Source organism: Solibacillus sp. FSL W7-1324 (genome assembly GCF_038008025.1).
GTDB lineage: Bacteria > Bacillota > Bacilli > Bacillales_A > Planococcaceae > Solibacillus.
The window spans coordinates 2292782-2311021 of record NZ_JBBOYH010000001.1 but is presented as its reverse complement, the minus strand read 5'-3'; the positions used below and the strand labels follow the sequence as shown (position 1 = coordinate 2311021).

Genomic DNA, 18240 nt, shown 5'->3' with positions numbered 1-18240 from the left:
TATTGCATGTATTTTATGGTAAGGGAGATTGAACAACGATGAAATCGATTAATTTGCAAGATACTTTTTTAAACAATTTACGTAAAAATAATGTTTTTGTAACGGTATTTTTGTTAAACGGCTTCCAATTAAAAGGACTTATAAAATCATATGATAATTTTACCGTACTATTGGAATCGGAAGGAAAACAGCAGCTTATCTATAAGCATGCAATTTCTACTTTTGTCCCGTCCAAAAATGTAGCATTATCGGAAGAAGAGTAACGACACAGCCAAACTTGTAGCGAATTTTGGTTTGATTGATTATAATGACTAAGACGCTATAAGTATTGGAGGATTTTTGATGAAAACGATGACAACAGATGAACTGATCAACTTACTCGATGCAAATGAAGATTTAAATGTGATCGATGTTCGTGAAGATTTTGAAGTGGAACACGGAATGATTCCAGGTGCTGTACATATTCCACTTGGCTCAATCCCTGAACGTACTAATGAATTGGATAATTCAAAATCCTATATTGTCGTATGTAAAGGCGGCGTACGCAGTGCAAATGCATGCGAATATCTGGCAGAACAAGGTTTTGATGTAACGAATTTAGATGGCGGAATGATGGTCTATGATGGAGAATTGGAATTTAAATAATCTCCAAGAGAAAGGGAGTGTCGAGAGATTCGACACTCCCTAAATTTATGCTACTTTGTATAATGGATTTTTTTCGATGGCAGGCTCCATCCTTTTGTGTAGGAACATATGCGCAGGAAGGTAATGATAACAAATAATATATATAAAAACAGATCGCCCGTAAAAATTTCAAGGCCGATTAAAAGTCCTGCACTGGCTGCCCAAACTCCATAAATTTCATGCCGTAATATAATGGGCCTTCTACCTGCCAGCAAGTCGCGAACAACCCCTCCTCCGGCACCTGTCAACACAGCCGCGACAATTACGGCCACAATCGGTAAATCCTGATGGACCGCGTGCATTGCCCCTTGAATGGCAAATGCTGATAAGCCGATTGCATCGGTCACATTTCCCCAACGATTCCAATGTTTAATCAAATGATGCGGAATTAAAAAGAAAATCGTAATCGCCAAAAGAGCCATTTGAAACAAAAACTCCTGATTCCATAATGTCGAGACAGGGAGGCCAATCAAAATATTCCGAATGGCCCCACCACCAAAAGCTGTGACTATCCCTAATATGTACACCCCAAATAAATCATACTCTTCTTCCATTGCCACAATGGCCCCGGAAACGGCAAAGGCAATCGTTCCGATCAAACTAAATACTTCCCAAGCCATAAACATCTCTCCCTTAATGTCCTTTCGACCATGACGATAGCAGTTTTTCAAACATTCGTCAAAACTATTTTTTTTCATGTATAATGGATACAGTTTGAACAGAATGGAGTAGTAAAAATGGCATTTCAATCAATATTAACAGCTGAAACATTAACGCTTGCAGCAAAAGTGGAAGAAAAAGTCCGCACTTATCATCAGGAAGTGGATGAACGTGCGTTTTATAATCAGCAAAAGGTGCTGGCAGCTTTTCGTGAAAATCAAGTAAGTGACTTTCATCTGCATCCTTCGACAGGGTATGGCTATGATGATGAAGGTCGTGATAATTTAGAGCGTGTGTATGCGCAAACTTTCGGGGCAGAAGCAGCTATCGTACGCCCACAGATCATTTCGGGTACACATGCAATTACATTAAGTTTATTCGGTGTATTACGTCCCGGTGATGAACTTGTCTATATTACAGGCAAGCCGTATGACACACTTCAATCGATTGTTGACGGGGGAGAAAAGGATACAGGTTCTTTGAAAGACTATAAAATCGGCTATTCCCATGTAGATTTAATCGAAAACAAGGAAATCGATTGGGAAGGTGTGAAAAAAGCAGTAAACGAAAATACAAAAATGATTGCGATTCAGCGTTCAAAAGGATATGCGACACGTCCATCATTTACGATTGACCAAATTGCCGAAATGGTTGAAAAAATACGGGCAATCGCACCCGAAGCTGTTATTTTTGTCGATAACTGCTACGGTGAATTTGTAGAGTTGCTAGAACCTACAGAAGTTGGTGCTGACTTAATGGCAGGTTCATTAATCAAAAATCCGGGTGGGGGCTTTGCAAAAATTGGTGGCTATATTGCAGGACGCACCGATTTAGTGGAAAAATGCGCATATCGTATGACGTCACCGGGAATCGGTGCAGAAGCAGGGGCTTCGTTAAATACGTTAGCAGATTTTTACCAAGGTTTCTTCATGGCACCACATATTGTTGCACAAAGTTTAAAGGGGGCAATTTTTACCTCGGCCATGCTTGAAGAAATCGGTATGACGACATCTCCGCATTACACGGATGTCCGCACAGATCTCATTCAATCAGTCTCTTTCCAAACGGCTGAACAAATGGTAGCATTTTGCCGTGAAATCCAGGCTGCTTCACCTATTAACGCCCACTTTGCGCCGGAGCCTGCCTATATGCCGGGCTATGAGGATGATGTCATTATGGCAGCAGGTACGTTTGTCCAAGGATCAAGTATTGAATTAACGGCAGACGGTCCGATCCGCCCTCCCTTTACGGCATTTATCCAAGGCGGTTTAACATATGAACATGTAAAATATGCCATTTGTTCTGCAGTCCAAAAACTGAAGTAATACTTAAGGAATCGTCCATTTAATGGGCGATTTTATTTATGTATAAAATTCGCTTTATTCTGTCAATTATCTGCTCATTTACAAAAGTTATGTTAGTTTTTCTGACATACATTTGACATTGTAAATAACAAGTCGTAATATAGCGGTAAGGGAGGTGAATTAAATTGAGTAGTGAAATTCGACGTTCAATGCCACTATTATCGATAAGTATCGTCATGCAATTAACGGATCTGACAGCAAGACAAATCCGTTATTATGAAGAGCATGATTTAATTCAGCCACACCGGACAGAAGGAAATCGACGCATGTTTTCTTTGAATGATGTCGATACTTTACTGGAAATTAAAGATATGCTTGAACAGGGTATTAATATGGCGGGAATCAAAAAAGTATTTGCTTTAAAAAACGATCCGGCAGCCCAGCAAGCGAACAAAGAAATTTCAGATTCGGACTTACGCAAAATATTACGTGAAGAAATGCGACAGGCACAGCGCATGCAAAAAACATCTATTCGACAAGGGGATTTATCACGCTTTTATCAATAGTGTGTAAATTATAAAAGATCGAGTAAAATCGGTACTGAACAAATTTAGGAGTGTGGAATTTAGTGGGCAAATATACAAAAGACGATATTAAACGTCTAGTAGAAGAACAACAAGTAAAATTCATTCGTTTACAGTTTACAGATATTTTAGGAACAATTAAAAACGTAGAAATTCCTGTAAGCCAACTAGATAAAGCATTGGACAATAAAATGATGTTTGATGGTTCATCAATCGAAGGTTTCGTACGTATTGAAGAATCAGATATGTACTTATATCCGGATTATGATTCATTCATGATTTTCCCATGGACAGCTGAAAAAGGGAAGGTAGCACGTTTCATCTGTGATATTTATAATCCGAACGGCACACCATTTGCAGGCGATCCACGTAACAACTTGAAACGTGTATTAAAGGAAATGGAAGAGCTGGGATTCACAGATTTCAACTTAGGGCCAGAACCGGAGTTTTTCCTGTTTAAACTGGATGCAAAAGGCGAGCCTAGCCTGGAAGTAAATGACCACGGCGGATATTTCGACTTGGCACCGACAGATTTAGGTGAAAACTGCCGTCGCGATATCGTATTGGAACTGGAAGAAATGGGCTTTGAAATTGAAGCTTCTCACCATGAAGTAGCACCGGGACAACACGAAATCGACTTTAAATATGCAGATGCGATTACAGCTTGCGACAATATCCAAACATTTAAATTAGTTGTTAAAACAATTGCACGTAAACACGGTTTACACGCAACATTCATGCCAAAACCTTTATTCGGTGAAGCCGGTTCGGGAATGCACTTCAACGTTTCATTATTTAAAGGAAAAGAAAATGCCTTTTATGATGAGTCTACCGAGTTAGGTCTTTCTGAAACAGCGATGCAGTTCATGGCAGGTGTACTTGACCATGTTCAAGGCTTTACGGCAATTACAAACCCGACTGTAAACTCTTATAAACGTTTAGTACCAGGTTATGAAGCACCATGTTACGTAGCATGGTCTGCACAAAACCGTTCACCATTAATCCGTATTCCATCTTCTCGCGGAGTTTCGACACGTGTAGAAGTTCGTTCGGTCGACCCATCAGCAAATCCATATTTGGCGATGGCGGTAATTTTAGAGGCTGGTCTGGAAGGAATTCGCAAAAAGTCAACGCCTCCACCAGCAATTAACCGCAACATTTATGTAATGAGCGAAGAAGAGCGTAAAGCGAACGGCATCGATAACTTGCCACCAGCTTTAGATGACGCATTAAACCTGCTTGCAAAAGATGAAGTTGTGCAACGAGCATTAGGCAACCACATCTATGCTAACTTTAAAGAAGCCAAAGAAATCGAGTTCGATATGTACCGTTCAACTGTCCATCAGTGGGAACGCGACCAATATATGAAAATGTATTAATAGAAAGCGCTGGGGTTTAAAATTCCAGCGCTTTTTTATCTGTATACATATTATTTAAAATTTTAACCAATATAATTGTTGAACTGAAAAAACCGGCAATAAAAATTGCCGGTGCGATATTTTTATTTATTGCCGTTTTGGAATTTGTTTTTACCAAATTGACCTGATGCTTGTTGTTTTTTAGCTTCAGCCTGTTGGTTTTGTTGTTTCACATGGTTAACATCTGTTTCCATGCCAAACTCAGCGCTCATTGAAGAAAGCTTCTTCTGTAAACCGCTGTTTGCGAACAAACCGGAAGACTGTTGCTTTTTAGATTCAGCTTGCTGGTTTTGTCGCTTCACTTGGTTAACGTTTGTTTCCATCCCGAATTCGGCATTCAGGGAAGTTGATTGCTTCTGTAAACCGCTGTTTGCAAACGCACCGGAAGCTTGCTGCTTTTTAGCTTCAGCTTTTTGGTTTTGCTGCATTACTTGATTAACGTCCGTTTCCATTCCGAATTCGACGTTTTTATTATTATTGATGTTGTTCTTATTTTTTGACATCAATATCACCTCCTGAGATTATTCTGTTCAGAGGCTGTTTTATTATTCGGTTAAATAATTTGCCAATTTTTTTAATCAGCTAAAAAGAGCAGCACATTAATAAGGGTACATTGTAGATTGAATATTTGTCGCAGTATACATCCCGTAAATACTATTTAAAATGAAATATATACTAGCAAGCTCATTATTGAGAAGAACGCTAGGTAAGACGGGCGTTTTAATCATATAATAGTAAGTGAAATGTAATTTTAATATCTTAAAAGGAGGAAATTATGGAACTCGATACAATGATGCAAGAGTTAGAAGCCCTCGGGAAAGAGCGTACAAAAAAGATTTATATGTCCAATGGGGCAAAGGAGCCGGTGTTCGGTGTAACGGTTGGCTCGATGAAACCGTATGTAAAACAAATAAAAATTGATCAGGAACTGGCTGAACAGCTCTATGCTACAGGCAACTATGATGCCATGTATTTTGCAGGAATTATTGCGGATCCGAAAGCTATGACTGAAGAAGATTATGACCGCTGGATGGAACAGGCCTATTTCTATATGATTTCCGATTATGTGGTTGCCGTAACATTGGCGGAATCCGATATTGCGCAAGAAGTGAGCGATAAATGGATCAATAGTAGTGAGGACCTGAAAATGTCGGCAGGGTGGCATTGTTACTGCTGGCTGCTCGGAAATCGTAAAGACGAGGAATTCTCAAAGGAAAAGTTAGTGGATATGCTTGAGTATGTAAAACAAAATATCCATCAGGCACCGCAGCGTACTCAAGTAGCAATGAACAATTTTGTCATGACAGTCGGTGTTTCATTTAAACCTTTACATGAGAAGGCCATGCAGATTGCTAATGAAATCGGACCGATTAAAACAAAACGTGAAGGGAAAAAACCGGGTGAGCTCCATGCATATGCGGAAATTGAAAAACAGGTGGAAAAAGGGCGAATCGGTTTTAAACGTAAATATGTACGTTGCTGATTGTAAAGAGTTAAACCTTGTTTTTTCACAATGAAATTGTATAAACTAAAATCAGGAAATTTCAAGGAGGCTTATTACATGAAAAAAAGTATTGCTATCGATATGGACCAGGTGCTAGCTGACTTTTATTCGAAATTACGTGTTACTTATAACGATAATTTTGGAACAAAATTTACAGACGAAGAATTTCTTCTGACGACACAGCGTGATTTGCCTCGAGAAGATGCGAAAAAATTATTTGCATTATTAAATGAGCCTGACTATTTCAGAGATTTAAAAGTACTGGATAACGATGCAATTGAAGTTATTCAAGATCTGCAGGAGCATTATGAAATTTATATTGCGACTGCTGCAATGGATGTACCGGGTTCATTTACAGCGAAATACGATTGGCTAATGGAGCATTTACCATTTATTAAAACACAGAACATTGTGTTTTGCGGAAATAAAGCGGTGATACATACCGATTATTTAATTGATGACAGCCCGCGTCAACTCGCAGCATTCAAAGGTACAGGTATATTATATTCCATGCCTTACAATCGATCTGAAGAAGGTTTCATGCGTGTTCATAACTGGAAAGAAATAAAACAGTATTTTATAAAACAAATGGAAATTGTATAAAGGTTAAAGGGTTGCGATTGGGCAATCCTTTTTTATTTTTGTAGTCATTTAGTGTAACGAAATAGTATAATTTAAATTGTTGGAATTATCTATAAATTATAAGGGGATAACAAGAATGAAACCGATTATTGGATTAACAATGTATGATTTTGACAAGAAATTGGATATTAACAACGGATATTTAACTTCAATCGAACAAGCGGGAGGCATTCCAATTTGTATACCGAATGCTACAGAAGAAAACATAGAGGCGTTATTAAACCTCATTGATGGTCTCGTATTAATTGGGGGAGCCGATATAGATCCGTTGCTGTTTGATGAAGAACCGCACCGACATATTGGAAGTGTTGTAAGAAAACGTGATGACAGCGATCTTTTATTAATGAAAGAAGCTTATAAAAGACAAATGCCTGTTCTCGGTATTTGCCGCGGACAACAGATTATGAATGTTGCATTTGGAGGGACGATCATTCAGGATATACCATCACAAGTAGAAAATACCATTTTACATAAACAACCTTCAAAGCGCGGGGAATTGGCACATACTGTTGAAGTAAAGACACCAAAGTTTCAAGAAATTTTTAAAGAGGACTTATTCCGTGTTAATACATTTCACCACCAATCGGTCGGAAAGCTCGGGGAAGGGCTCGTCGTTTCGGCAGCCGCTAAAGATGGTATCATTGAAGGGATTGAACATGAATCACATCCGTATTGTGTTGCGGTACAATGGCATCCGGAAGAATTGGCACCGAACGGGGATGTATATGCACAGCGCTTGTTTAATAGCTTTGTAGAAGCATGCAATAAATAATGAAAATCTCAGTCGTTCGCGGCTGGGCTTTTTATTCTGAAAATAAAAAACTTGCCGATTCTATGAGAATGGCAAGTTTATGATTAATGGATATTTCGATAGAGGCCGACTACTTTACCTAAAATAGAAACCTGGTTGACAATGATCGGCTCCATCGAACTGTTCTCAGGCTGCAGGCGGAAATGAGTTTTTTCTTTATAAAAGCGCTTGACAGTCGCTTCATCGTCTTCAGTCATGGCTACAACAATCTCTCCATTGTTCGCAGTGGACGTCTTTTTGACGATCACATAATCCCCATTTAATATCCCGGCTTCAATCATGGATTCGCCCATAATTTCAAGCATAAACAATTCCTCTTCCGGTGAGCCGTATGTATCGGGCAACGGAAAATATTCCTGAATATCCTCAATTGCGGAAATAGGCAGACCAGCTGTAACTTTACCGATCAACGGTACATGAATGACACCTTGTTTCGCGATGTTCAGTTCTTCCTGGTCCAATATTTCAATGGCACGCGGCTTTGTAGGATCACGGCGGATAAGCCCTTTACTTTCTAAACGAGCTAAATGCCCGTGGACAGTTGAACTGGAAGCTAAACCTACTGCTTCTCCAATTTCGCGAACTGATGGCGGATAGCCTTTAGCACGAACTTCCTCTTTTATAAAAGTTAGAATAGCTTGCTGCCGTTTTGAAATTTTTTGTGTCAACTAACTCACCTCTTTATCATGCTATTTTTCTTAAAGGTAAGTATAGCAGTATGCGAACATGAATGCAAACATAAGTTCGAAAAAACGGTTGACAAAAACATATGTTCGTATTATTATGAGAACAAATATTCCGAACATATATTCGAAAGAGGGTTTTTCTAATGAAAAAATTCAAATTAAACGGCTTCACATCAATGTTTCTACTATTCTCTGTACTTATGATGGCTTTATTTATGATGCAGGACGATAAAATTGAATTATACGAACACGTAAGCATAGAGCATGGCGATACTTTATGGTCGTTGGCAGAACAATATCGTGGTAAAATGGCTAAGCATGATTGGATCAATGAAGTAAAAAAAGAAAACGGAATGCTGGATGAAAAAGTTGCTTTAGGACAAGTATTGGTTGTACCTGTAGAAAAAGATTCACAATACATTGCCCAGCTGAATGAATCCTCCGATATGCAATCGATTAAAGTAGCGAGAGGGAACAATGATAAAAACTAAAGCAGTTATTTATTGCCGTGTCAGTACGGATAAAAATACACAAGAAACATCACTGGTGCGTCAGCAGGAGGAGCTGACGAAATATGCAAAATCATTCGGCTATAAAGAAGTAGAGATTTTCATGGATCAGCATAGCGGATATGATGTCGACCGGGACGGATTGCTCGACATGCTTGACTATATGAAAGAGTACGGCATTAAAGCACTATTTGTACAGGATGAGACCCGTTTAGGGCGTGGGAATGCCCGGATGGCAGTGCTCCACCTGCTGCAAAAATATGAAGCGACGGTATATACATTGAATGATGCAGGTCCAGTTGTATTAAACGAAATGGATACAATGCTGCTCGAAATCTTAGCGATTGTCGAAGAGTATCAGCGTCGTATGCATAACGCGAAAATCCGCCGGGGAATGCGCCGCGCTGTAGAAAATGGCTACCAGCCGCAAAATAATCTAAAAAATCGCGGCAATATTGAAGGGCGCGAACGAAAAGAAGTGCCAGTCGAAGAAATTGTTCAGCTGCGCCAGAAAGGCTTAACATTTGCGGAAATTGCGACAACTTTGTCGGGCTTGGGCATTTCTATCAGTAAAGCGACCGTACATAGAAGATATATTGAATATATGGAGCGACTTGAAGAGTAAACACTTGTTTTCAAGTCGTTTTTTTTATACCTTTGTAATAGGTAGGAAGAAAGGTGAGATTCAAATGTTATCAAAAGAAAAATTAGCTCGCATTAATGAGCTTTCTAAATTAGCGAGAGAAGGTAAATTGACGGAAGAGCAGGCAAAGGAACGTACAGCGCTGCGCAAAGAATATTTAGATACTTTCCGTACAACAATGCGCGATACAATCGAACATGTGAAAGTAATTGATGAAGAAGGCAATGATGTGACACCTGAAAAATTAAAACAAATTAAATCACAGAAAAAATTCTTAAACTAATAACTTTTCATTAATATGTCACATTTAATATAAAGTATGTCATATTTTTCGGGACGTTTTTAGAATTTATTGTTTTCTTGTGAAAATTTGTCTACACTATAAAATGTATAAATATCGTACGAGGAAAGGATGTCACATAATGACACAACAGTTGGATCAGTTAGCAATTAACGCAATCCGTACACTATCAATCGACGCAGTAGAAAAAGCAAATTCAGGTCACCCGGGTTTACCAATGGGTGCTGCACCTATGGCCTATACTTTGTGGACGAAGCAATTACGCCATAACCCGCAAAACCCTAATTGGTATAATCGCGACCGTTTTGTATTATCAGCTGGACATGGTTCCATGCTTTTATATAGTTTATTGCATCTTGGTGGCTACGGTTTAGAGATGGAAGAGATCAAAAACTTCCGTCAATGGAACTCAAAAACACCGGGACATCCTGAATATGGTCATACAGTTGGTGTAGAAGCGACAACTGGTCCATTAGGGCAAGGTATTGCAATGTCAGTAGGTATGGCTATGGCTGAACGCCACTTGGCAGCAACATACAATAAGCCAGGTAAAGACATCGTTGACCACTATACATTTGCATTATGTGGTGATGGAGATTTAATGGAAGGTGTTGCAGCAGAAGCAATTTCTCTTGCAGGCCACTTGAAATTGGATAAATTAATTGTACTATATGATTCAAATGACATTTCACTTGATGGTGATCTGGAAAAGTCATTCTCGGAAAACATCCAAAAACGTTTCGAATCATACGGATGGAACTATTTAAAAGTTACAGACGGTACAGACATTGTAGAAATTAATTCAGCAATTGAAAAAGCGAAACAAAATACTGGCGGTCCAACTGTAATTGAAGTGAAAACTGTTATCGGTTTTGGTTCTCCCAACAAATCCGGGAAAGCAGATTCACATGGTGCGCCATTAGGAATTGATGAAGTTACTTTAACAAAAGCGGCCTATGCTTGGGAGCATGAGCCATTCTTCGTTCCAACTGAAGTATATGATACATTCAAAGCGGCAAGCGAAGTGCAAGGTGTACAAGCAGAAGCGGCATGGAATGAATTATTCGAAAGCTACAAAAACGAATATCCGGAACTGGCAGCACAATTTGTCAACGCAATGGAAAACAAATTACCGGAGAACTTTGCTTCTGAATTACCTGTATATGAGGCAGGTACAGCAGTAGCTACTCGTTCATCTTCTGGTGATGCCATCAATGCAATTGCTAAAACAACACCATCATTCTTCGGCGGTTCTGCTGACTTAGCAGGTTCAAACAAAACGACTATTAAAGGAGCCGGCGATTTCTTTGCCGAAACTCCGGAAGGCCGTAACATTTGGTTTGGTGTTCGTGAATTTGCAATGGGTGCTGCGCTGAACGGTATGGCACTGCATGGCGGCTTAAACGTATTTGGCGGTACTTTCTTTGTATTCTCCGACTATGTACGTCCAGCAATTCGTCTATCTGCATTAATGGGATTGCCTGTAACATATGTGTTTACACATGACTCAATTGCAGTAGGGGAAGATGGTCCTACACACGAGCCTGTCGAACATTTAGCATCATTACGTGCAATGCCGAATCTTTCAGTAATCCGTCCTGCAGATGCAAATGAATCTGTAGCAGCATGGAAACTGGCTGTAGAGAGCAAGTCAACACCAACTATTTTAGTGTTATCCCGTCAGAACTTGCCGGTATTGGATGTTGCAACAGAAACAGTATATGAAGGTGTTGAAAAAGGCGCTTATGTTGTTTCAGCTTCATCTAAAGAAACTCCGGATGCCCTGTTAATTGCCACAGGTTCTGAAGTTGGCTTGGCAGTAGAAGCGAAAAAAGCATTGCTTGCAGAAGGAATTGACGCATCTGTTGTATCAATGCCATCAATGGACCGTTTTGAAAAACAGTCGAAGGAATACAAAGAATCGGTATTACCAAAAGCTGTGACAAAACGTTTGGCGATTGAAATGGGTGCATCACTTGGCTGGCATAAATATGTCGGCTTTGAAGGCGATGTTTTGGCAATCGATAAATTTGGTGCATCAGCTCCAGAGAAAATTGTGTTAAAAGAATACGGCTTCACAGTAGAAAATGTAGTTGCGAAAGTAAAAGCACTTTAATTCGAAGCTCAAAATGTCACTTGTCTACTATGGCAAGTGGCATTTTTTCATTTCTATACCCGTCAAGACACCGGTAAAATGTTTAGAGTGAAAAGAAAAAAGCTTTGGCAAAAGGGATAATTTCAGATACAATATGCCGTAGAAATAATTGGATAACGTGCGATTTTACTGAAGGAATGGTACGATAATAAAGAAATATGGAAGTATCAGATGAAGGATGTGGATGAATCATGACAGCAGAAAGTAAGCAAAAAGAAATTACTACATATATCGAACAGACACTTTATTTACTATCGAATAAAGCGGACCTTGAAAAATTCCAAACAATGCTTCAAAAAAATATTGATGAAAAAAGAGCTTCCTCCACGTCGACGACTGATTTTTATGATCGATTAATGTTAAATATTGCGTATTATGTGGAAAATAAAATGGCATGGACAGATCTTGTTCGGGAAACGTTCAGTTCAGGAAATGTACCAACCGTTTCTTATATCGAAAATGAACTAATGGCACAGCAAATGCAAATCCGCAATAGTGTCGGAGAGAAAATGGACGATTATAAGAAGGCATTCCATCAGCAGTATGAAGCATTAAAGGTAGAAGATGAAGATGTGATATACGATTATGCCTATGCATCCGTGGAGCATGCATACCGTATTGATTTTTTAACAGTTGCCTGTGCTAAAAATGCAAATATTTTAACAGAAGGCGATATCGAGGAAACAATCAAAATGCTGGATGGCTATATGGCTTACTACACAGACCAGCTTGTCAATAAAATGACGCTTTCTTAAAAGGAGACATAAAATGAACACACCATTTATTTATTTACACAAAGCACCTAAAGTAGATGCAGATAAACAACCTGCAATTTTCCTGCTGCATGGATTAGGGAGCGATGAAAACGATTTACTGCAACTTGTTGATTCGTTTTCAACAAATTGTCATATTTTTAGTTTGCAAGGTCCGATTAAACATCGTCCCGGCTATGCATTTTATACGTTTGAAGAAGAGGGTAAGCCGAATCGTGCCATTTTTGATAAAGTGCTGAAAGGTATTGAATTATTTATTAAAGAAGCTATTTGGGAATTCAATTTGGATGAACAGCAAATTTATGTTGTTGGCTTCAATCAAGGGGCAGCGATGGCACAGTCTATTGCAATGGTGATGGGCAATGCCATTCGGGGAACCGCAGCATTAAGCGGTTATTTACCGGAATTCGCTGCGCTTGAATACAGTAAAAAAACGATGGATAAATCGAAAATCTTTATTTCTCACGGGGAATATGATTATGATTTTCCGATTGAATGGGCAGAGCATGCCGTCCGTTTTTTCAATGACTATGGCACGGACGTAACATTCAGAACCTATCCGGTAGGCCATGGAGTGAGCGAACAAAATCTGCATGATTTAATCGCATTCATATCGAAAGATTTACCAAACACGATAAACTAAGAAAACAGCTGACGGAAGGTGAATTACTTCCCGTCAGCTGTTTTTTTTGTGTCCAGCAATTGTTCTGCTTCGGTAATAGACATCGGTTTGTAAAAATAATAGCCTTGACCGGCAGGACAGCCAAGTTGCTGAAGCATCGCCAATTGTTCTTCTGTTTCAATTCCTTCGGCAATGGGACGCATTTGAATGTTTTTCGCCAATTGGATGATCGTCTGTACAATGGCATACATCCCGGGTTCATTCATTGCGCTGACAAAGCTTCGGTCGATTTTGATTTCGGAAAAGGGTAACTGCGGCAAATAACTTAACGAAGAAAAGCCGATTCCAAAATCATCGATTGAGCACTCAATCCCCATACGTCTTAATTGATTCAGAATTTCTTTTGCTTTTTTGAAATCCACCAATTCGATGCTTTCCGTTACTTCCAGTTTTATATAATGTGGCGGGACATTATATTTGTAAAAGATGTCACTTATATTTTGCAGGAAATCCGGATCGTAGAAATGGTCCGGAGAAATATTGAGTGCAATCGGTAATATTCTTTTGTTCTCATTGATTCGATTTTGAAGCCAAATAAGGATCTGCTTGAAATTCAGTAAATCAATCGCTTTTATCTTACCGGTTTGTTCGGCAATCGGAATATATTTTACCGGTGAAATAAAACCAAGTTTGCTTGAGTTCCAGCGAGATAGTGCTTCAAAACCCTCCACTTCAATCGTTTGGAAGTTGATTTTAGGCTGCAGATAAACTTCGAACTCTTCATGTAAAAGCCCATAAGCCAATTGATTGAGAATATCCATTTCTTCCGTCAATTCTTTCGTACTATTATCTTCATAAATGGAATAGCTTGTCCCAGTACGTTTCTGTGCATTGGATAAGGCAATATCAGCCTGGTGAATGCTCTGTTCGACTGTCATCGACTGATTGAAAACCGTATAACCGATTTTTAAAGTAATATAGATTTCTTTACCGTCAATGATATAAGGTAATTGAGTGATCGATTCAAGATGCTGATTGTACGTAATGAAGCAATCCTTTTCGTCAACTATCCCTAAAATAAGCGAATTTGAAAATCGCGAAATCAGTGAATCATTTTCCGGAAAATAGATTTGCATTCGATCTGCCACTTGACGGAGTAAATCGGCTCCTGCGTTTCTGCCATACAAATCAACCACCTTATTAAATTCCGTAGGGTGCAGGATCGCGACTATTCCCGAATTACCATCATTAATCCATTCAGATAATTCTGACTTAAAATAATGGAGGTTCGGTAAATTTGTTTCGACATCAAAGAAGGCGAGTCTGCTAAGCTCAATTTTTTGTTCAGCATATTTAATTGCTAATTGGATCAGCAAGGCCAATCGGTTTAAGTAATTGATATCTATTTGCTTTAACTCTGTTGCATCCTGATTGAACAGTGTCAAAATGCCGCTTACTTCATTTTGAGGTGTCAAAATAGGCTTTGTCCATGAACCATGAACAACATTAAGGTCCCACTGTGTAAAAAGATCGATCTGTTGCTCTTCTTGTGCAAAGTCCTTTAAATAAACCGCATTCGAATTCAGATTCGTATTAGGGGTAATTTCTAATATGTCTAGTTGACTGAGAATCCTCTGTGGCAATGAATATGTACCTAACGATTTAATTTCTCCATGTTCATTAAAAATATGAATGGCACAATAGACATCACGAATGTAAAAAAGTTCAATCTTCTCGGTAATTAAATTTAAAATCGATTGCAGGTTATCCTCATGATCGATCGCTTCATACACTTCATGTTCCAATTTATAGACCATTTTATTTAACTCTGCTTCAGTCGTATCTTCGCAAGTTAGCAAAATATATTGAATGATATTATCTTCATTTCGAATCGGATGCAGTGTAATCGAGTTCCAAAAAGCGGATCCCTTTTTTGTATAATGCAAAATCGTGAATTTTTTTGCGACACCTGATTTTAAATGTAAATTTAATTCTTCAATAGATGTTTGATTCGTTCTGTGTCCATTAAAAATACTGATATTTTGATGCAATAATTCCTTCATTTCGAATGATGTAAACTTAAGAAACTGTGAATTAGCATGTAAAATAGATAAATTTTCATCATTTATATCAATGATGAGCGATCCTTTCGAAAGCTGGTTACTTAAGGTCTTTAGCCAATTAAATAAGCGGTCTTTAGATAGGGGTATAAATTGATCAATGGTCATTCTAACTTCCCCTTTAAAAAGTAGTGTGTATTTTAAAGTAAGTATAACAAAATTCCTATAAAATGAAAGTGGTATTATATTAATATAAAAAAATCCCTTTTATATAAGCCAAAAGTACTTATCATAAAATGGAGTATATTAACTATTTTAACGCAAAAAAAAGAAACTAGTAAATATAAAAATTACTAGTTTCTGTAAAAGCTATTTTCGATATTCATCGATTTTTGTTGTGATTTTATCTTTCACATCAGCAACTCTTTCCTGAGCTTCCCCTTTTAGCTGATCGCGTTGACCTTCCACTTGTAAAGATGGGTCATTAGTATTTTTGCCGATTTCTTCTTTTACTTCGCCTTTAATTTTGTTTCCTGCGCCTTTTAGTTTATCTGTAAATCCGTTTGACATAATATGACCTCCTAAATGTTTAGATGGTATATATATTCCCGCATATATTATTGCTAAACAAAATGGATAGAAAGGTCGGATTTAAGCAAAATAACCAATATATTTATTTTATGTAGATTTTATAAAAGTGATGAAGGGTTTCCTGACCTGCTTCTTTTATCAATGGCTGTCCATCCATGTTCAATGTTGCTTGTGTTTTTGTTTCATCAATTTTGTAATTGTTAAATGAAAGTATTACTTCAACTTTTCCATGTTCTTTTAGCCGTTCTTTTTGGTCGGCAGAAAATGAGTGCTGTGCAAATAATCCATTTTCTTGCCAAGTACCTGAGATTTTCAACAGTTTGGTTTTCCCGCTGTCGTCATATTCCCATTGGACATCGCGTAATATAGACTTAAATAAATCGTTAATTGTAAAAGTTTGATTGTCGAATTTGATTTCTGTAGCTCGAACGGAATGAACATCGATTGAAATTGCAGAAGCTGCTTCATTCGCTTTTGAATTAATCCCTGCTGCCGCCTCTTTTAAATCTGCTACCATATCACCACATCCAGCCAATAAAATAGAAGTAATTAATACTACGAAAAATCTTCTCATTAGAGTCCCTCCAATGTCGTCATTTCATTCATCTTACTAAATTGTGGTGAAAGATTCGTACTGATTTTTAAACAGTTTGTGAAAAAATTGTAACAGTTCGTTAAACAGAATTCCTTTTTTCGAAAATGTTTGTTTTTCTGTTCATGAATAACGTTTGCAACTGTGGGTATGATTAGAAATAGATACGTATCGCTTGGTACTGAAAAGTCCATCATCTAAATAATCGAAAGTGAGTGATTTTAATGCGGATTAATGATGAATTGCTAGACAAACTTGGAATTTACTTTGTTTATCATGAAGTGTATAACAAATACGGCATTACTTTTGAAAGCTTTGTTGATCGTTGGACAAGAGGAATATTGGAAATATAATTTAGCATGATTGAAAAGTAGAAATGGAAAACAAAATCGGTTCAAATAATGATAAAGATGCGGCCTTGGTAGTAGGACGTATCTTTTTTTCTGTTTTCTTTTTGGAAAAAGTTGTTTACGATGAAACGGAATACATAAATAAAGGAGAATCGACAATGAAAGTACGTGAACTGGGTATAACGATTGGAAAATTGTCTCCAGGGGATAAAAATTGCATAACGGATATTAAAGGTGTAAGCGTCGGGCATGTGACATTGGATTATCCGTTAAATGATGCAGGTGATGCAGCCTGTACCGGAGTAACCGCTATATTACCGCATTCAGGTAATCTGTTCCGGGAAAAGGTGACAGCGGCGAGCTATGTATTGAACGGTTTCGGAAAAACAACAGGTCTTGTTCAAGTGGACGAACTAGGTGTAATCGAGTCGCCGATAATGCTTACGAATACATTTGGAGTACCGAATGTAGCGCAAGGGACACTCGAGTATTTACTTGAACAGAATGAAGAAATAGGTATTTCAACCGGTACGGTTAATATCGTTGTCGGTGAATGCAATGATAGCCATTTAAACTCAATCCGTCATTTTCCTGTAAAACCTGAACATGCTGTTGAAGCGATACAGCGAGCAAAAACGGATGCTGTGGAAGAAGGAGCTGTCGGAGCAGGAAAAGGTATGGTTTGTTTCGGCTATAAAGGAGGAATTGGCAGCTCATCACGCATTGTTGAAGATAAGACTGGTCAAACATATACGGTTGGGTGCCTCGTACTTAGTAACTTTGGAAAGGCGAGCGAATTTTCAACAGACCGGTATAAGGTGACAGCTGACAACGGTGAATCGACAATTAGTCCAACAGACGGCTCTATTATAATTGTAATGGCGACAGATGCCCCATTAAGCAGCCGCCAATTGAAACGAGTTATAAAACGTTGTGGAATAGGTTTGGGGAGAACAGGCAGCCACTTTTCCCATGGAAGCGGAGACATTGTCATCGGTTTTACAACAGCTCGTACAGTACAGCATCAATTCGATGGAGAACTGGAAAATCGACAGCAAATTAGGGAAGATCATGACGTGATGAATGCATTGTTTATGGCAGCTGCTGAAGCGACAGAAGAAGCCATCTTGAATTCGTTGTCGCAAGCTACTACGACAACGGGCAGAAATAATAACAAAGTCGAAAATTATAATTTTGTCGAATAATGTATTTTTTTCATAAAGAAGTTTAGTGGGTCTTTTACACCATATCAGTGTAAAAGGCTTTTTCTTATGAAAATATAATACTATGGGGATAATATGTTTTGAATCTATTGTAGAAGATTGCTATTTATCAAGGTTTTAGCGCGATG

21 protein-coding genes are annotated in these 18240 nt (G+C 38.3%); 15 read left to right on the top strand and 6 right to left on the bottom strand.

Annotated elements, in window-relative coordinates; translation table 11 throughout:
* Nucleotides 1–38: 38 nt before the first annotated feature.
* Nucleotides 39–263 (top strand): RNA chaperone Hfq, encoded by a 225-nt coding sequence (hfq, locus tag MKY71_RS11470; protein WP_079527893.1) that lies wholly within the window; start codon nt 39–41, stop codon nt 261–263.
* A gap of 79 nt (nt 264–342) precedes the next feature.
* Complete coding sequence (locus MKY71_RS11465; protein WP_340732676.1) at nt 343–645, top strand: rhodanese-like domain-containing protein; 303 nt, start codon at nt 343–345, stop codon at nt 643–645.
* 50 nt (nt 646–695) lie between these two features.
* Here the strand turns inward: MKY71_RS11465 and MKY71_RS11460 are convergent, their stop codons facing one another.
* On the bottom strand, nt 696–1304 hold the full coding sequence (locus MKY71_RS11460; RefSeq protein WP_340732675.1) for a trimeric intracellular cation channel family protein: 609 nt from the start codon (nt 1302–1304) through the stop codon (nt 696–698).
* Nucleotides 1305–1421: 117 nt separating this feature from the next.
* On the opposite strand from MKY71_RS11460, the gene MKY71_RS11455 reads away from it, so the two are divergent.
* From MKY71_RS11455 to glnA, 3 genes are all read left to right on the top strand, one after another.
* Nucleotides 1422–2669, top strand: a complete 1248-nt coding sequence (locus MKY71_RS11455; RefSeq protein WP_340732674.1) for a methionine gamma-lyase family protein — start codon at nt 1422–1424, stop codon at nt 2667–2669.
* A gap of 164 nt (nt 2670–2833) precedes the next feature.
* Entirely contained in the window at nt 2834–3214 is a 381-nt protein-coding gene (locus tag MKY71_RS11450) for a MerR family transcriptional regulator (protein WP_340732672.1), read from the top strand.
* Nucleotides 3215–3276: 62 nt separating this feature from the next.
* The gene (gene glnA / locus MKY71_RS11445) at nt 3277–4611 is read left to right on the top strand and encodes a type I glutamate--ammonia ligase (protein WP_340732670.1); all 1335 of its coding nucleotides are present in this window, start codon (nt 3277–3279) and stop codon (nt 4609–4611) included.
* Nucleotides 4612–4733: 122 nt separating this feature from the next.
* On the opposite strand, the gene MKY71_RS11440 is transcribed toward glnA, so the two are convergent.
* Complete coding sequence (locus tag MKY71_RS11440) at nt 4734–5153, bottom strand: gamma-type small acid-soluble spore protein (protein ID WP_340732669.1); 420 nt, start codon at nt 5151–5153, stop codon at nt 4734–4736.
* Nucleotides 5154–5425: 272 nt separating this feature from the next.
* On the opposite strand from MKY71_RS11440, the gene MKY71_RS11435 reads away from it, so the two are divergent.
* The 3 genes from MKY71_RS11435 to MKY71_RS11425 all read left to right on the top strand — a co-directional run bounded on the left by MKY71_RS11435 (nt 5426) and on the right by MKY71_RS11425 (nt 7568).
* The gene (locus tag MKY71_RS11435; RefSeq protein WP_340732667.1) at nt 5426–6133 is read left to right on the top strand and encodes a DNA alkylation repair protein; all 708 of its coding nucleotides are present in this window, start codon (nt 5426–5428) and stop codon (nt 6131–6133) included.
* Between the two features lie 78 nt (nt 6134–6211).
* Nucleotides 6212–6757, top strand: coding sequence for a 5' nucleotidase, NT5C type (locus tag MKY71_RS11430; RefSeq protein ID WP_340732666.1), 546 nt, complete (start codon nt 6212–6214; stop codon nt 6755–6757).
* Between the two features lie 115 nt (nt 6758–6872).
* Nucleotides 6873–7568, top strand: coding sequence for a gamma-glutamyl-gamma-aminobutyrate hydrolase family protein (locus tag MKY71_RS11425; protein ID WP_340732665.1), 696 nt, complete (start codon nt 6873–6875; stop codon nt 7566–7568).
* Between the two features lie 83 nt (nt 7569–7651).
* Here the strand turns inward: MKY71_RS11425 and lexA are convergent, their stop codons facing one another.
* On the bottom strand, nt 7652–8275 hold the full coding sequence (gene lexA / locus MKY71_RS11420) for a transcriptional repressor LexA (protein WP_340732663.1): 624 nt from the start codon (nt 8273–8275) through the stop codon (nt 7652–7654).
* 161 nt (nt 8276–8436) lie between these two features.
* Between lexA and yneA the strand changes: the two genes are divergently transcribed.
* The 6 genes from yneA (at nt 8437) to MKY71_RS11390 (ending at nt 13317) form a co-directional block, all read left to right on the top strand.
* A complete protein-coding gene (gene yneA, locus MKY71_RS11415; protein ID WP_340732662.1) occupies nt 8437–8784 on the top strand; it encodes a cell division suppressor protein YneA in 348 nt (115 codons plus the stop codon).
* Nucleotides 8771–9427 carry a YneB family resolvase-like protein gene (locus MKY71_RS11410; protein ID WP_340732661.1) on the top strand — a complete coding sequence of 219 codons (657 nt, stop codon included), beginning with the start codon at nt 8771–8773 and terminating at the stop codon, nt 9425–9427. The genes yneA and MKY71_RS11410 overlap by 14 nt, the downstream gene beginning before the upstream one ends.
* A 64-nt stretch (nt 9428–9491) precedes the next feature.
* Nucleotides 9492–9728 (top strand): DUF896 domain-containing protein, encoded by a 237-nt coding sequence (locus tag MKY71_RS11405; protein WP_079527868.1) that lies wholly within the window; start codon nt 9492–9494, stop codon nt 9726–9728.
* Between the two features lie 139 nt (nt 9729–9867).
* The gene (gene tkt, locus MKY71_RS11400) at nt 9868–11862 is read left to right on the top strand and encodes a transketolase (RefSeq protein ID WP_340732660.1); all 1995 of its coding nucleotides are present in this window, start codon (nt 9868–9870) and stop codon (nt 11860–11862) included.
* A 230-nt stretch (nt 11863–12092) separates the two neighbouring features.
* On the top strand, nt 12093–12656 hold the full coding sequence (locus tag MKY71_RS11395; protein WP_340732659.1) for a DNA helicase: 564 nt from the start codon (nt 12093–12095) through the stop codon (nt 12654–12656).
* Between the two features lie 13 nt (nt 12657–12669).
* Nucleotides 12670–13317, top strand: a complete 648-nt coding sequence (locus MKY71_RS11390) for an alpha/beta hydrolase (protein ID WP_340732658.1) — start codon at nt 12670–12672, stop codon at nt 13315–13317.
* A gap of 23 nt (nt 13318–13340) precedes the next feature.
* Here the strand turns inward: MKY71_RS11390 and MKY71_RS11385 are convergent, their stop codons facing one another.
* The 3 genes from MKY71_RS11385 to MKY71_RS11375 all read right to left on the bottom strand — a co-directional run bounded on the left by MKY71_RS11385 (nt 13341) and on the right by MKY71_RS11375 (nt 16521).
* Nucleotides 13341–15524: a sensor domain-containing protein gene (locus MKY71_RS11385; RefSeq protein ID WP_340732656.1), complete on the bottom strand. Its 2184-nt coding sequence runs from the start codon at nt 15522–15524 to the stop codon at nt 13341–13343.
* A gap of 201 nt (nt 15525–15725) precedes the next feature.
* Entirely contained in the window at nt 15726–15926 is a 201-nt protein-coding gene (locus MKY71_RS11380) for a CsbD family protein (RefSeq protein WP_339172000.1), read from the bottom strand.
* A 103-nt stretch (nt 15927–16029) separates the two neighbouring features.
* Complete coding sequence (locus tag MKY71_RS11375) at nt 16030–16521, bottom strand: 23S rRNA methyltransferase (protein ID WP_340732655.1); 492 nt, start codon at nt 16519–16521, stop codon at nt 16030–16032.
* A 526-nt stretch (nt 16522–17047) separates the two neighbouring features.
* Here MKY71_RS11375 and MKY71_RS11370 point away from each other — a divergent pair.
* The gene (locus MKY71_RS11370; protein ID WP_340733642.1) at nt 17048–18094 is read left to right on the top strand and encodes a P1 family peptidase; all 1047 of its coding nucleotides are present in this window, start codon (nt 17048–17050) and stop codon (nt 18092–18094) included.
* The last annotated feature ends 146 nt before the right edge of the window (nt 18095–18240 follow it).